Raw genomic sequence first — 14668 nt, 5'->3', positions numbered from 1 at the left:
GATCATGCCGCCCCGCCAGGCATGGCGGGGCGACCAGTCAGGATTTGAAAGGCAGGGACTTATGCGCCGCCTTCGACCCAGGGCTTCCAGATGGCCTCGTTCTGCTCCAGCCATTCGGCGGCAGCATCTTCCGGCTCGAACTCGTCGATATCGACAAGCTTGGCCATTTCCGCGATCTGGGGATTGGTGAAGCTGATCCTTTCAAGCACGGCATAGGCGTTGGGCCATTTGTCCTTCATGCCGTCCCATGCAGCTTTCTTCAGATAACCGTTCGCGGGATTACCACAGTCATAGGTCGCCGTCGGGTTCGGGCCGACCGCCGGATCGGTTTTGCAACCCTCACTATAGGCCGGAAACTCGACGAATTCACCGGGATAGAGCGCCTCGACAAAGTTGGGCGTCCAGTTGAAAATCACCACCGGACGCTTGTCACGTTCGGCGGCAGCCACTTCAGCCCACAAGGCCGAGGCAGAACCGGCATTCACGACGACGAAATTCATGCCAAGCGCATCGACACGCTCCTGATCGTGCTTCAGCCAGTCAACCGGACCGCCAAGAAAGCGCCCCTTGTCGCCCGTCTCGGGCGTGGCGAAAAGTTCGGCGCAGGCGTTCAGGGCTTCCCAGTCGGGCAGACCCGGGCACGATTCCTTGGTCCATTCCGGATACCACCAATCCTCGCGGGTGACGGCATCATGGTCGCCCACATCATGCAGGCCGCCCTTTTCCAAGGCGGCTTCGAAAGACGGCCCAAATGCACCTTCCCAGACTTCCAACTCGAGCGTCACATCGCCAAGACGCACGGATTCATATACCGCCTGACTGTCGGTCGAGACATATTCGACGCTGTTGCCCAAGGATTCAAAGATCTGACCGACGACATGGCTCATGACGATCTGGCTGGACCAGTTGTGCGTCGGGATGATGATCGGATCGGAACTGTCCGCGGCAAAGGATGCCGTTGCGGACGATACGGCCAGCACAGCAGCCGACATGATGACTTTGGTTCGCATTTTCTTTCCCCGTTGTTTGACTCGTTTTTATTCTTCAAGCGCGGACATGATTGGCAAACCAAGCCCGTGCTGGGGAAATCCTAGGCATCGTTTGTGAACAGGTAAGGCGCATGGGGTGAACAGCCTATACTAAGATGTAAAAATTTGTTAATGGAATGGTTGTCCAATACCTCCGAGGCAGATGTCACATATCCTCATCATAGAAGACGAGCCTGTCACGCGCGCCACCCTGACAAGTTATCTCGAAGCACAGGGATATGACGTGTCCGAGGCGGCAAGCGCCGACATAGCCGAGCGGATCCTTCGGGATCAGCCCGTCGATCTGCTTCTTGTGGACATCAATCTGCCGGGCAAGGACGGCTTGAAGATCACGCGCGAACAACGGGCGAAATCCGATATCGGCATCATTTTGGTCACCGGGCGCGATGATGACGTCGATCGCATCATCGGCCTGGAGATGGGTGCGGACGATTATGTTTGCAAACCCTTCAACAGGCGCGAGCTTCTGGCGCGGATCAAGAACCTGCTATACCGCACCAGCCGGTCGACACACGGATCGCGCCAGGTCTATCGGTTTTCCGGCTATGTTTTCGATCTGCGCGCCCGACGACTGGAAAACGAAGACGGGGCGGCGGTGACCCTGACACGGGCCGAATTCGAGGTTTTGCAGCATTTCGTGACACGCCCCGGCGAGGTGGCAAGCCGTGATGCTCTGATGGCGCGGGTCACGCATCGCCAATATGGCACCAATCCCCGCACCGTCGACGTTCTGATCCGCCGCCTGCGCACCAAGCTGGAGCAGGACCCGGCAACCCCCGCGATCATAACTACCGTGCATGGCGAGGGATATGCTTTCACATCGCATGTGACCTGACGGCTTCGTTCTGCCGTAACGCGGCGGCCATGGCGTCACCCAGTTGCGGCATCAATGCCGACAAGCGCTGAACAAGGATGCGCGCGCGGTCATGGTGTGCGGCACTTGCATTGGCCTCGAGCTGGGCCAAAACCTGAACCACATCATGCTGATCGTAATTGCCGATCGCACCTTTCAAACGGTGCGCGATCTTTTTCAACTCGCCCCAGTCTTCGGCCTCGAGCATGGCTTCCAGCGCCGCCTGCTCGACTGCGATCTGCTCGATGAAAAGCCCGGCGATCCGGCGCGCGGCGTCGGCGCCGAAATCCTCGATATTACGCCGCAGCACCGTCTCGAGCGAGACCATACGCGACATCGCCTTGGAGACCGGCATTCGCGACGACAGGAAAACCGCGCCCTGCTGGCCCTGCCTGACACTGTCCAATGCGCGGGCCAGGCGCTCGGGCGCCACGGGTTTGGCCACAAAGCCATTCATGCCCGCCTGCAAATGGCTTTCGATCTGCTCCTCCTGCACATGCGCCGAAATGCCGATGATCGGCGTTGCCGAAACATCCGCATTCGCATGGGCGCGGATCTGGCGGGTCGCCTCGACCCCGTTCACACCCGGCAGGTTCACATCCATCAGGATCACATCGAAGCGGCGATGCTGCAAAAGCTCGAGCGCCGTCTCGGCATCGGACAGGCAATGGCATGTATGCCCCATGCGCTCCAGATAGCCGCGGGCAACCATCTGATTGATCTCGTTATCCTCGACCACCAGAATATCCAGAGCGACTTCGGCTCGGTCGATTGTTTCGGGACGGGCCATATCCTCAAGATCCGATGGATTGCCGGATTCCAGATCAACCGCCAGCGTAAAGACCGACCCCACCCCCTTGGTGCTTTCAAGGGTCAAGGTTGCACCAATGGCATCGGCAAACCGCTTGCTGATGGCAAGGCCAAGCCCCGTGCCGCCGAACTTACCGCTCGTAGCGCCATCCTCCTGTTCGAAGGCCTCGAATATGCGGGCCTTTGCCGCCTGCGCGACACCGCGCCCCGTATCACTGATCTCGAAGATCACCCGGTGCGCATCGCCTTGCGTCCAGCCGGCACGCAGTCGCAGGATCACCTCTCCTTCTTCGGTGAATTTGAGCGCGTTGGACAACAGGTTGAACAGGATCTGCCGCAGCTTGGCGACATCGCCCCAGACGACATCCACAAGCGTATCCGGCATATCCAGAAGCAAGTGCAGGCCCTTTGAATCGGCACTGGGACGGATAAGCGCCATTACGTCGGTGACCAGATCATGCAGCGAAAAAGTGGCGTTCACCGGCTGTATGCCGCCATGCTCAATCTTGGAATAATCGAGGATGTCATTCAGGATCTGCAACAGGTTCTGCCCCGAGGCATAGGCCGCGCCCAGTCTGTGGCGCTGTTCGGGATCCAGCCGATCCTCGGACAGGCTATGCAGCAAGCCCAACATGCCGTTCATAGGCGTGCGGATTTCATGGCTCATCATCGCGAGGAATTCCGACTTGGCCCTGTCGGCGGCCTCGGCCTCGCGGCGGGCTTCGTCATGGGCGGCCACTTCAAGACGCAAACGCTCGGTCTGCTCGGACACCATTTTCTGCAGATTGTTGCGATGCTCCAGCAATTCGCGTTCGTTGCGGTCGCGCTGCCTTTCAAGATCGCGTTTGGCGATGGCTTGCTGGCGGAATACCTCGGTCGCTTCTTCCATTCGGGCGATCTCGTCATTGCCGCGCGGACGGATCTTGCGGTCGAGATTGCCCCGTGCAAGGGCCGTCATTTCCCCATGTAGGCGATCAAGCCGACGGGTGATGTGGCCACGCACGAAAAACCACAGAACGGCCATTGCAAGAACAAGCCCCACAATGGCTGCGGCGCTGTTGCGGATCTGCGCCTGCCGCATGTCCTGTGCAACGATCTCGCCGGAGGTGACAGCGACCTGCTGCAACTGGTCAGCCACCGCTGAGGCCTCTTCGCCAAGCCGAATGGCGGCATCCTGAAGCTCTTTTTTCAGGGCGTCGATCCCAAGTCCACTCAACAGGATGCTGCGCTGCAGATCGAACAGGGTTACGTCATCCTCGGTGACCGACTGCAATTCCGCCAAAAGGCGCTCCGCCTGCTGCAGACGCCCCGGATCGCGGATGGCGGCGATCCGGCGCGACACCACGGCAAGCTCGGGCAAGAAGGCCACTTCCACCGCTTCCAACTCCTCGACGGTGACTGTCTCTTCGATGCGGTTGATCAACAAACCCACCTCGGCCGCCCTCGAGCGCAATTCGAACATCAGGCCAAGCTGGAACAGATCGACTTCCAAGAGCTTGTCCAGCGCTGCGACCGTTCCCGCGTCTTCCAGCCCGGCATTGGTCTCGCCGTAGAGACTGGAGATGACAGCCGTCGTCGCCATTTCGGCATTGGCGACAAGCGTATCGGCCATATCGAGAAGCATGTTGGCCGCGTCCAGATTCAGCGCAACGCGGCCATGAAACACGTCGCGTTCCGCAATCCGCTGCTCGACCATATCGTCCAGCATCGCAAGGGCGGTTTCCACCTGGGCGATGGTTTCGCGCAAGGTGACGATACGGGCACCACTGTTGCCCTCAAGCCGTTCAAGACGTGTGGCAAGGGCTTCGACCTGCTTGCGCAGATCACCCGACAGCGCCTCGCGATCAGGCTGGTTGTCCACATCGGCCAGCCGCGGAACAAGCGCCACGATACTCGTGCTTTCCTCCGCAATGCCACGGACATCGGTGATCGCCGGGATCGTCTGACGGATCACGTCAGACTGCTTTCTGACAAGGTCGCGCAGCTCGATCAGCCCAAGAAAGCCCGCAACGGTCGGAAGCCCCGCGATCAACACGAAGGCGAACAGCAGCTTTCCCCGCAATCCCGCTTGTCTCAACACGTGTTCGCCCCGAGTGCCGTCCCATCCGCAAAAGTGCAGGCTTGCCGCTTGAAACAGTTGATGCAGACCCACATTGCTGCAACCATATCACTCATGCGCTGGTTCTGCGTTCTTTTTCTCGTCGTGGCCCCGTTGGCGGCTGCATCCTCTCCTTGGCAGTTGCAGGTTCCTCAGGCGCCTTTCGACTACGAGGGGCCAAGCGATATCGTGACCTACACGCCACTCGACACAGCGCAGCAGGACTGGTCGCTTTGTGTCGCCTACCCGCATCTCAAGGATGCCTATTGGCTGAGCGTCAATCACGGGATGGTCGAAGAGGCGCGCAGGCTGGGTGTGTCCTTCAAGCTGGTCGAGGCGGGCGGCTATCCCAATCTTGACCGTCAGCGACAGCAGATCATCGACTGCGTGGCCGAAGGTGTGGATGCGCTTATCCTCGGAACCGTCGCCTATGACGCGTTGACCGATACGATCCTCCAGATCGCCCGGGATATCCCCGTGATCGCAGCGGTCAATGATATCGCCGATCCCGGCATCACCGCCAAGGTGGGCGTATCTTGGGTGGAAATGGGCGCCGCCGCTGGCCGTGTCATTGCGCAACGCCACCCCAAGGGAAGCCCGGCGGTGAAAGTGGCCTGGTTTCCCGGTCCTAAGGGGGCGGGCTGGGTGCAATTCGTCGAACGCGGCTTTCACGCCGCGATCGCCGCAAGTTCAGCCGAGATCGCGGTGACCAAATACGGCGATACAGGCCGCAAGGATCAGGTTTTGCTGGTCGAGCAGGCGCTCGAGGAAGTTCCCGATCTCGATTATGTCGTTGGGTCCGCGCCCACAGCCGAAGCGGCGGTGTCTTTGCTGCGCACGCGTGGCCTTGAAGGGCGGGTGCAGATCGTCTCGGATTACATGACCCATGCGGTTTATCGCGGAATATACCGCCAGAAGATCCTTGCCGCGCCGACGGATTTCCCCGTTCTTCAAGGTAGGCTTGCCGTGGAATTCGCCGTGCGCGCCATCGAAGGCAGCCTTATCCATCGTCAGGCCGGGCCGGTCATCTTCCCTGTCGTGGAAGGCCAGATCACCGAGGCGCAGTTGTCCGAAACCCTTGCGCCAGCCAGTTTCATCCCGGTTTTCGAATTCTCACCCTGATCGGGGCGAGGATGCCGCCTCACCTGCGTGCTCTCAGCCATGCGCAGCGGCGTAGAGGCACAGCATGTCATTGGCGATCGTCGCGGCCGCCAATGCCGTGATATCGGCCACATCATAAGCCGGAGCGACTTCGACGACGTCCATGCCCACAAGGTTCACGCCAACCATATTCCTTAGTGTTTCCTGGGCCTGATAGGGGCTTAGCCCGCCGATCACTGGCGTGCCAGTACCTGGGGCCGAGGCGGGTTCCAGCGCGTCGATATCAAAGGTCAGATAGGTCTTCTGGTCCCCGACGATGCGCTTGATCTTTTCGGCAACCGCCTGCGGCCCGGTGCGGTGCATTTCGATCGCGTCTATGATGTTGAAGCCAAGTGGCTCGGGATTGTGCGTCCGGATGCCGACCTGAACCGAGCGCGAAGGATCGACCAGCCCATCGCGGACGGCGTGCCACAGCATCGTGCCATGATCTATCCGTCCCGCCTCATCGGCCCATGTGTCGGTATGCGCATCGAATTGAACAAGGCTCAGAGGCCCGTGTTTCTCGGCATGGGCCTTCAGCAGCGGGTAGGTGACGAAATGATCGCCACCGATCGACAGAAGCGCCGTATTCGTTGCCAGAACCGCGCGCGCCTGATCGGCGATCTCATTGGGGATATTCGCCGGATTTCCGTAATCGAACTGGCAATCCCCGTAATCCACCACGGCAAGTTGCTCGAACGGGTCCATTTCCCAAGGCCATGGGGCAGACCAGGCAATATGGCTCGAAGCAGCCCTGACAGCCCGCGGTCCAAGGCGCGCGCCCGAACGGCTGGATACCGCCAGATCGAAGGGCACACCCATGATGGCGACATCGGCACCGCTCAGATCACGGGTGTAGCGCCGCCGCATGAAGCTAAGAGCGCCCGCATAGGTCGCTTCAGCCACGGTCCCCAAGTCCGACGTTCGGGTAAAGGCCTGATCGCCCGTTCTGGGGGTAACGTTGGACTCCTTCGCCATAGGTGCTTTTCTCTTCTTCAAATCCGAATGGGCCCAGATTGCATGAGATGGCCTATATATGTAAATCGCGCCACAGATATATATTTTTACGTATGTGAGAGCCTGTCACGTCCGACACGAAGAACGATGCGCGGCTTGCCGCCTTGTGCTTCAAGCGGGACGATACACTGGACTTGGCGCGTCTGTTCCGAACCGTCGGCATGGGTCCGTTTTCCCGTGACGCTAAGTCTGCTTCTGCGCCGGATCTGTGACGTAGAGACTATCGTCGCGACCAGACATCCAGCATCGCATCCGCCAATATGGGCTTCAGCTTATTGTGCTCACCTGCCAGCGCCCGCAGCGTCTTGGCATCCGATATCGTCATGCCGCCAAACCAAGCTTTGCATGTGTGAAAGTTCGCGTAGATGAGGCCGTAGCGCGGTTTTGTGCCGGGGTTCTCAGCCCGAAGAAATGCGGATGGCAAAAGGCACACGCAAACCCGGTGATCCAAAAACTGTGGCTCGACACCTCCCCCTTCATAGGGATCAATTCAGTTCTATTTTTTAGAACTAAAATGGCGGAAAGATGTATTTTTATTTATACTCGCTTTGCGCCAAATGAGGGCCAACGCAATCAGAAATGGCTCAGCCCTCATGGAAATCATCGTCGAAATCTTGACCACCATCCTGTCTCAGTTTCAGAAGCCGACACTTGCCTTTCTGATCGGCGGTATGCTTTTGGCAGCCCTTGGCAGCCGCCTCGAGGTTCCCGAACCCGTTTACAAACTGGTCGTTCTCCTTTTGTTGATGAAGGTCGGCCTGGGTGCAGGCATCGCGGTGCGTGGCGCAAATTTATTGGAACTTGCGGTTCCGGCACTGGGGGCGACCATTGCCGGGATCGTCATCGTCTTGATCGGACGAGCAATTCTTTTACGGCAACGGGGTGTGTCTCCGATGGACGGCATGGCAACAGCCGGTCTCTTCGGCGCCGTGTCTGCCTCCACTCTTGCGGCGGCAATGGGCATGTTGGACGCCGAAGGCATGGCCTATGAAGGCTTTATCGGTGCCTTGTATCCCTTCATGGACGTGGCCGCTCTTTTAACTGCCATAACACTGGCAAGAATAAGTGCAGCACGTAGCATTGTGTCCACTCCGGATGAGGCCGGTACGGCCACGATGACCATGGGCGGCCATGGAAGCGGCTTCAACGGAACGCTTGTTAAGGACATCTTGGTTGATACGCTCAAGAGCCCCGCAATATCAGCACTTTTGCTTGGCTTGGCTCTTGGTCTGTTCGCAAGGCCGGAAACGGTCTATGCCAGCTTCTATGAGCCACTGTTTCACGGCCTTCTGTCACTGCTGATGCTCGTGATGGGGATGGAAGCTTGGGCGCGGCTGGCGGATCTTCGCAAAGTCGCCCATGTCTACATTCTTTACGGCATTCTTGCACCATTCGTCCACGGCGCGATCGGGTTCGCGATCGGTATGGCTGCCAATCACTTCACAGGATTTTCAGCAGGTGGCGTTGTGCTTCTCGCCGTGATGGCATCTTCTAGCTCGGATGTTTCCGGACCACCGACGCTGAGAGCCGCATTGCCCGAGGCAAATTCCTCTTCCTATATCGGGACCTCGACAGCACTCGGAACTCCAATCGCGATCCTGTCAATCCCGCTTTGGATGGCCCTTGCCGAAACAATGATTGCCGGATGAAGATAGGGGCACCACCCCGAGCGCCCCTTCCCGGAAAAGCCGCAAATTTCCGATGCCTCATGATGAAGCCCGATACCTCAGGCGCCACAAGGTCGAGCACAGCTTCGCACGGCTCAAGTATTGGCGGCGCGTCACACCACCCCAAGTCAGGTGGGAAAGGTCTTGCTATCAGAACGCGCATTGGCTGCCTTGGTCATACTCTTGTTATGAGCCCTGACCCTGACAAAAACAGTCTTTACCCAATCGAACACGCGACAAACCCGTGCGATACTGAAATGCATTTTCTAAGCTTAAATGGTGCCCGGGGGCGGAATCGAACCACCGACACGAGGATTTTCAATGCAGGTGGCAGTAGATTTCTGTTCTATTACTGTGGGTTAGCGTACAGAAATTTTGGTGTGCGTAAAAGTGTGTTTTTGGTGATTTCGGGATGAACGGAGCGAGAACACTGTGTCGAACACAGTGTTCGCGACAGTGTGCGGGACACAAACACAAGCTTAAACATTGCTTTGAGCTCAACAACTTGCAACAGTAAGGATGACAATGAAACAGTCTGAAACTCTTCAGCGAGACCATGCGTACCCAATAGCGTCTGTTGAAATATTCCATATTAGGATCGGGCAGGTACATGCAAAACAATGTAATATTTGAACTGTCGAGCAAATCGCCGATGGAAATCGTATACGGTTTGTCAGCAAAAACACTGCGGAAACTAAAATCTGAGAATAAAGATACCAAGGGTTATGATTGGTGCATTCTGCTCAATGATACAGCTGAGCAACGCGAAGAATTTATGTCTGGTAACGACGTAGACGATGCCCAACTAATCGTTACGGACCAGGATGGACAAAAAAGAAACTTTTTCTTTCTTTCCGAAATTGAATGTGAAGATGAAGATGACCTAAGCAATGTGATCAAGTTTGGCGACGATTCCTTTCATGATGCAGGAGCAGACAGAGGTGGTCGCGGAAACTTGGACCAAGCGTTAAGGTGGATCGCATGACGAAAGAGACGATCCGAAATGGCAAAGAGAAAGACGCATACGCCTGATTTCAAGGCGAAGGTCGCGCTTGAAGCGATCCGCGAAGAGATGACGCTGGCCGAGCTGTCGAAGAAGTATGGCGTGCATCCGAACCAGATCAGCACATGGAAGCGGGCGGCGATTGAGAACATGGCCACGGCGTTCACCCGGCGGGGTGCTGATCCCGGGAAGGTTAACGAGGCTGAGATCGAGAAGCTGCATTCGAAGATCGGGCAGCTGGTGGTGGAACGGGATTTTTTAGCCAATGCCTCGGTTCAGCTGCTCGGGACGCGAGGCAAAAAATGGTGAGCAAGGATCATGAGCTGAGCCAGCGGCGGCAATGTGCGCTGCTGCAATTGTCGCGCTCTACGCTGTATTATCGTCCCAAGGGTGAAAGCGCTGAGAACTTACGTTTCATGGAGATCATCGACAAGCAGTTCCTGGAGACCCCGTGGTATGGCTCTCGCCAGATGGCGCGTCACATGAAGCGGCAGGGTCACAAGTGCGGCCGTCATCGTGTGCGGCGCCTGATGCGTCTGATGCGGTTGGTGCCGATCTACCAGGAGCCCAACACCAGCAAGAAACACCCGGCGCACAAGATCTACCCCTACCTGCTCAAGGGGTTGGCGATCACCCGACCCAATCAGGTCTGGTGCGCCGATATCACCTATATCCGGATGGAGCGGGGGTTCCTGTATCTGGTCGCCATCATGGATTGGTATAGCCGCAAGGTTCTGGCCTGGCGTCTGTCGAATACCTTAGAGGCAGACTTCTGTGTCGCGGCGCTGAAAGAGGCGCTGGCCACCTATGGCCCGCCAGAGGTCTTCAACACCGATCAGGGATCGCAGTTCACCAGCAGCGACTGGATCGATGAACTGAAGGAGGCCAAGGTGAAGATATCGATGGATGGCAAGGGCCGCTGGATCGACAATCGAATGATAGAGCGCCTTTGGCGGTCGCTGAAATACGAGTGCGTTTACCTGCGTGCCTTCGAGACCGGGTCACAAGCCAGGGAGGGTATCGGGCGATGGCTGGCCTATTACAACGCCGAGCGGCCCCACTCGACCCATGGCATCTTGACCCCGGATGAGGTCCATGCAAGCAAAACGGAACCCATGAGAATTGCAGCCTGATGTGAAACCTTGATCCACCTTAACTGGGCTGCAATCTGGTCGAAAAAGCAGGACCACCTCTGACCTAGATCCTTCCACCATTAATCACATCATCGTTGCGCGGATAGAATTTAAGTTTAGAGCGTTCGACCCAAAACCTGAATCATTGGGATTCCTTTGATCGCTGATCTGTGATTCATCCTGTTTGGGAGGATGGATCATGTCAGCACCTTTGCCGGATGCGCTCCGGGCGCGGTTTCAGCAGTTGATTGAGGAAGGGTTAAGCGGTCGTGCGGCAGCGTTGCGCCTGAAACTTTCGCCAGCCACCGGGGCGCGTTGGGGGCTCGCGATCCGGCGGACGGGTCAGGCAAGGGCTGCGCCTCAGGGTCGGCCTCGGGGAAGGGGCAAGCTTGATCCGCATCGCTCCTTTTTGATTGAGCTGATTGATCAGGACGGCGACATGACCATGCCCGAACTGGCGGGAGCTTTGGTTGATGCAACCGGTGTGCAGGCGCACCCCGATGCGATTGGCCGGTTCCTCCGCAAACTCGGCTACACGTATAAAAAAAGACACTGGTCGCCACCGAACGGCGCCACGCACGGGTAAGAAAGCTGCGTGACGAGTGTAAGCGTTCGCTGGACAACACTGACGGCTTAGCTTGACGGCTTGAAGTTCCACGGTAGCAAGTCTTCGATATGGTTTTGCGGGTGGCCATTGGCGATCGCTGTGAGGGTTGCCTTGAGATAGGCGAAGGGCTCGACGCCGTTGATTTTGCAGGTTTCGATGAGCGAGGCAATGCGGCCCCAAGCGATGCCGCCCTCGTCGTGACCCGCGAAGAGTGAGTTCTTGCGGTTCAAAGCGATCGGTCGGATCATGTTTTCGACGCGGTTGTTGTCGATCTCGACGCGACCATCAGCCAAGAAGGTCTGCAGCCCGTCCCAGTGATTGTGGATGTAAGTCAGCTTTTCGCCCAAGCGGGATTTGGCAGAGACCTTGCGTCGCTCAGCCTGCAGCCAATCACCGAAGGCCGCGACCAGTGGAGCGCTGTGGGTCTGGCGGGCAGACAATCGCTGGCCGGGGGAGATGCCACGAATGTCAGCTTCTACGGCATAGATCCCGGCGATGCGGCGCAGGCCTTCGGCGGCGATCTCTGATCTATCGCGGTCAAAGACTTCGTTCAGTTTGCGCCGGGCATGGGCCCAGCAATGGGCCACGCGAATGGGATTGCCGCCCTTGCGGGTAGGCTTGGTCAGCCGGTTGTAGCCCTGGTATCCGTCGATCTGAAGGATGCCATCAAAGCCTGTCAGGAATGTTTCGGCATTCTGGCCCGCGCGCCCGGGGGCATAGAAGTAGACCACGCCTGGCGGGTCCTCACCGCCCCATGGTCGGTCATCGCGGGCCAGTGCCCAGAGATACCCGGTTTTGGTTTTGCCGCGCCCTGGGTCCAGCACCGGGGCCGTGGTTTCATCCATGAACAGCTTGCTGGATCGCTTCAGATGGTCGGTCAGCCGGTCGACGACGGGCTTGAGATGGAACGCCGCCTTACCCACCCAATCGGCCAGCACAGCGCGGTGCAGATCAAGACCCGCCCGCGCCAGAATCTGGCTTTGGCGGTATAGTGGCAGGTGGTCGGCATATTTGCTGACCAGCACATGGGCGATGGTCGCCTCGGTCGGCAGGCCGCCCATGATCAGATGCGATGGTGCGGGGGCTTGGGTCACGCCGTCGGTGCAGGTCCGGCAGGCGTATTTCGGGCGCACGGTGACGATGACGCGCAACTGCGCTGGCACGATATCCAGCCGCTCGCTGCGGTCTTCACCGATCTTGTGCATGACGCCACAGCCACAAGGGCAAATCAGGCTCTCGGGTTCGATGACCTCTTCGATGCGGGGCAATGCTGTCGGCAGATTGCCGATGGTGCGCTTCGGCGCAGGCTTGGTTGTCGTCTTGTCACCTGACCTGTCAGCCAGATGTTCCTTCTGCACCTCGACCTCTGCCAGTGCGATGGACAGATCCTCGAACGCCAGCTGTCGCTCATCCTCGGTCAGCTTTTCCGACCGCTTCCCATGCAGGGCATGGTTCAACTCGGCGATCAGGTGCTCTTGCCGTTGGGTTATTTCTGTGAGCGCCGCTACCTTTTCCATCAACGCCAGAACCGCCGCGCGTTGCGCAGCCGGGATAGCGGAAAGATCAAGTTGCGGGGCAGTTTGCATAGGCCATAGCTACCCAGATGCCCCAGTAAAATCACGCAAAAACATATGGTTGATTCACTCTGCCGCAGCAGGGGGGCGCGCCTCTAAGGCTTTAACCTTACGCCAGTCCAGCCCGGCAAACAGCGCCTCGAACTGGGCATGGTTCAACGCCATCACCCCGTCCTTGATCGCAGGCCAGGTGAAGGTTGCCTCCTCCAGTCGCTTGTAAGCCATCACCAGACCGGTGCCGTCCCAGTAAAGAAGCTTCAGCCGATCGGCACGGCGCGATCGGAACACAAACACCGTGCCGGTGAACGGATCCTTGCGCAGCACAGATGACACGATTGCCGCCAGACCATCATGACCTTTCCTGAAGTCCACTGGCTGCGTCGAGACCAGAACCCGCACGCGGTTTGACGGGAACATCATGGCCGCGCCCCGATTGCCCGCACGATCTCGGCAATCCGGTCAGAACTGGTGGTGCCATCGACCCGGATTGTCACACGACCTATCGCAATCTCGATGGGTTTACAGGACAACCCGTCAGGCTTTGTGGGCTGCCCGGCGACAGCCGGCACATCCGCACCGCCGCCACCATCCGACACGACGATCGGTGCAAAACAGAAGCTGTCATCTTCAACCACAGGCAAAACCAACCGGCCATCACGTGCCCGACTACGCCATTCCGATAAATGGTTCGCCCGAAGACCATACCGCGCCGCAACTGCATTCACGCTCACACCTGGCTGCAAACTCTCAGCAACGATCCGAGCCTTTATCTCATCCGGCCAGCGTCGCTGTCCGTTGGTCCTTATGTCCACCCCGTAATCCCGGAGAAACTCCAACGTAGTCGCCATCGCGAAACTCCTGCACCGATCTCCATCGGACATGGCATCGCAGGTCAGACAAGCGGGTAAAAGGTGAGGGCCAGCGACCGCTTACTGACGAGTGGTGCAGGCACCGCCTTCCAGCCGTCACAGCCCAGCCAGAGCGCGTTGTCTTTATTGATGAAACCTCCGTCAAAACCAACCTGACCCGCCAACGAGGTTGGTCACAGCGCGGTGAGCGGTTGGTGATGGAGGCTCCGTTCGGATCATGGGGGACGCAAACCTTCATCGCAGGCCTCAGTGCCAATGGCTTGATCGCACCGTGGGTCATCAAGGGGGCGATGGACGGCGAAGCATTTGCAGCATACGTCACGCAAGTCCTGCTTCCCGAACTGGAGCCAGGCACCGTCGTCATCTTGGACAACCTAGCCACACACAGGAATACTGCCGCTGCCAAAGCCATGCGCGAAGCCGGATGCTGGTTCCTGTTCTTGCCACCATACAGCCCAGACCTGAACCCGATCGAGATGGCCTTCTCGAAGCTCAAGGCGCACCTGCGCAGGATAGGGGCGAGAACATTTACTGACATGTTCAGCGCTCTCGCCGAAATATGTGACCTCTTCTCCCCAGACGAGTGCTGGAATTACTTCAAGGCTGCCGGATATGTCTCAGGTTAAAAGTCGGATGCTTTAGAAGCTGGAAATTTGTTTCAAAATTGGAAGGCGACTTCGCGAAGGAAAAAATTTCGCTTAAAATTAAAAGTCGTGACTCCGATATTGATGCGGCCTCTGAAATATACATTGCGTGGTTCTCAGATTTGGAAAATTCTATCACAGACGTATACTATGATGGACTACGGATTCCGTTTAGGGTGGATTTTACAAGTTATGCGCCAGAAT

General features: G+C 57.9%; 12 protein-coding genes and 1 pseudogene. 7 read left to right on the top strand and 6 right to left on the bottom strand.

All coding sequences use genetic code 11. From position 1 onward, the window contains the following. Positions 1 to 59 precede the first annotated feature (59 nt). Complete coding sequence (locus tag RAZWK3B_RS05835; protein WP_007813159.1) at positions 60 to 1010, bottom strand: ABC transporter substrate-binding protein; 951 nt, start codon at positions 1008 to 1010, stop codon at positions 60 to 62. A 181-nt stretch (positions 1011 to 1191) separates the two neighbouring features. Between RAZWK3B_RS05835 and torR the strand changes: the two genes are divergently transcribed. After that, complete coding sequence (torR, locus tag RAZWK3B_RS05830; protein ID WP_007813157.1) at positions 1192 to 1884, top strand: two-component system response regulator TorR; 693 nt, start codon at positions 1192 to 1194, stop codon at positions 1882 to 1884. Here the strand turns inward: torR and RAZWK3B_RS05825 are convergent. Continuing rightward, a complete protein-coding gene (locus tag RAZWK3B_RS05825) occupies positions 1865 to 4792 on the bottom strand; it encodes a response regulator (RefSeq protein WP_157132168.1) in 2928 nt (975 codons plus the stop codon). The two genes, torR and RAZWK3B_RS05825, sit on opposite strands and share 20 nt — an antisense overlap. Positions 4793 to 4852: 60 nt before the next feature. Here RAZWK3B_RS05825 and torT point away from each other — a divergent pair, with 60 nt between their 5' ends. Further along, entirely contained in the window at positions 4853 to 5932 is a 1080-nt protein-coding gene (gene torT, locus RAZWK3B_RS05820) for a TMAO reductase system periplasmic protein TorT (protein WP_007813154.1), read from the top strand. Positions 5933 to 5965: 33 nt separating this feature from the next. Here torT and speB read toward each other — a convergent pair whose 3' ends face one another. Further along, complete coding sequence (gene speB, locus RAZWK3B_RS05815; RefSeq protein WP_007813152.1) at positions 5966 to 6928, bottom strand: agmatinase; 963 nt, start codon at positions 6926 to 6928, stop codon at positions 5966 to 5968. Positions 6929 to 7560: 632 nt separating this feature from the next. Between speB and RAZWK3B_RS05810 the strand changes: the two genes are divergently transcribed. The 4 genes from RAZWK3B_RS05810 (at position 7561) to RAZWK3B_RS05790 (ending at position 11356) form a co-directional block, all read left to right on the top strand. Further along, positions 7561 to 8616, top strand: coding sequence for a sodium-dependent bicarbonate transport family permease (locus RAZWK3B_RS05810; protein ID WP_007813148.1), 1056 nt, complete (start codon positions 7561 to 7563; stop codon positions 8614 to 8616). Between the two features lie 628 nt (positions 8617 to 9244). Further along, entirely contained in the window at positions 9245 to 9619 is a 375-nt protein-coding gene (locus tag RAZWK3B_RS05805) for a hypothetical protein (protein ID WP_157132167.1), read from the top strand. Between the two features lie 18 nt (positions 9620 to 9637). After that, positions 9638 to 10770 (top strand): IS3 family transposase gene (locus RAZWK3B_RS05795; RefSeq protein WP_502685140.1). Its coding sequence is split into 2 segments (ribosomal slippage): positions 9638 to 9911 and positions 9911 to 10770, totalling 1134 coding nucleotides; the frame shifts between segments, so codons are not numbered across the junction. A 199-nt stretch (positions 10771 to 10969) separates the two neighbouring features. After that, a complete protein-coding gene (locus tag RAZWK3B_RS05790) occupies positions 10970 to 11356 on the top strand; it encodes a helix-turn-helix domain-containing protein (RefSeq protein WP_007811008.1) in 387 nt (128 codons plus the stop codon). Between the two features lie 47 nt (positions 11357 to 11403). Here the strand turns inward: RAZWK3B_RS05790 and tnpC are convergent, their stop codons facing one another. The 3 genes from tnpC to tnpA are packed head-to-tail and all read right to left on the bottom strand — an operon-like array spanning position 11404 to position 13799. Next, entirely contained in the window at positions 11404 to 12963 is a 1560-nt protein-coding gene (tnpC, locus tag RAZWK3B_RS05785; protein WP_007813144.1) for an IS66 family transposase, read from the bottom strand. 54 nt (positions 12964 to 13017) lie between these two features. Continuing rightward, positions 13018 to 13371 carry an IS66 family insertion sequence element accessory protein TnpB gene (gene tnpB, locus RAZWK3B_RS05780; protein ID WP_007812645.1) on the bottom strand — a complete coding sequence of 118 codons (354 nt, stop codon included), beginning with the start codon at positions 13369 to 13371 and terminating at the stop codon, positions 13018 to 13020. Beyond that, positions 13368 to 13799: an IS66-like element accessory protein TnpA gene (gene tnpA / locus RAZWK3B_RS05775; RefSeq protein ID WP_007811945.1), complete on the bottom strand. Its 432-nt coding sequence runs from the start codon at positions 13797 to 13799 to the stop codon at positions 13368 to 13370. The genes tnpB and tnpA overlap by 4 nt, the downstream gene beginning before the upstream one ends. 86 nt (positions 13800 to 13885) lie before the next feature. Here tnpA and RAZWK3B_RS05770 point away from each other — a divergent pair. Then, a pseudogene (locus RAZWK3B_RS05770) lies at positions 13886 to 14446 on the top strand (IS630 family transposase); the annotation flags it as partial. Between the last annotated feature and the right edge of the window lie 222 nt (positions 14447 to 14668).

Source organism: Roseobacter sp. AzwK-3b (assembly GCF_000170875.1).
Classification (GTDB): domain Bacteria; phylum Pseudomonadota; class Alphaproteobacteria; order Rhodobacterales; family Rhodobacteraceae; genus Roseovarius; species Roseovarius litoreus.
The sequence above is the reverse complement of the archived record's forward strand: the minus strand, read 5'-3'. Positions and strand labels throughout refer to the sequence as shown.

Bases quoted from the DNA above. Each gene is read 5' to 3' on its own strand.
- tnpC (WP_007813144.1), bottom strand. From the start codon at position 12,963: ATGCAAACTGCCCCGCAACTTGATCTTTCCGCTATCCCGGCTGCGCAA.
- RAZWK3B_RS05805 (WP_157132167.1), top strand. From the start codon at position 9,245: ATGCAAAACAATGTAATATTTGAACTGTCGAGCAAATCGCCGATGGAA.
- RAZWK3B_RS05810 (WP_007813148.1), top strand. From the start codon at position 7,561: ATGGAAATCATCGTCGAAATCTTGACCACCATCCTGTCTCAGTTTCAG.
- tnpB (WP_007812645.1), bottom strand. From the start codon at position 13,371: ATGATGTTCCCGTCAAACCGCGTGCGGGTTCTGGTCTCGACGCAGCCA.
- RAZWK3B_RS05790 (WP_007811008.1), top strand. From the start codon at position 10,970: ATGTCAGCACCTTTGCCGGATGCGCTCCGGGCGCGGTTTCAGCAGTTG.
- RAZWK3B_RS05835 (WP_007813159.1), bottom strand. From the start codon at position 1,010: ATGCGAACCAAAGTCATCATGTCGGCTGCTGTGCTGGCCGTATCGTCC.
- torT (WP_007813154.1), top strand. From the start codon at position 4,853: ATGCAGACCCACATTGCTGCAACCATATCACTCATGCGCTGGTTCTGC.
- torR (WP_007813157.1), top strand. From the start codon at position 1,192: ATGTCACATATCCTCATCATAGAAGACGAGCCTGTCACGCGCGCCACC.
- speB (WP_007813152.1), bottom strand. From the start codon at position 6,928: ATGGCGAAGGAGTCCAACGTTACCCCCAGAACGGGCGATCAGGCCTTT.
- tnpA (WP_007811945.1), bottom strand. From the start codon at position 13,799: ATGGCGACTACGTTGGAGTTTCTCCGGGATTACGGGGTGGACATAAGG.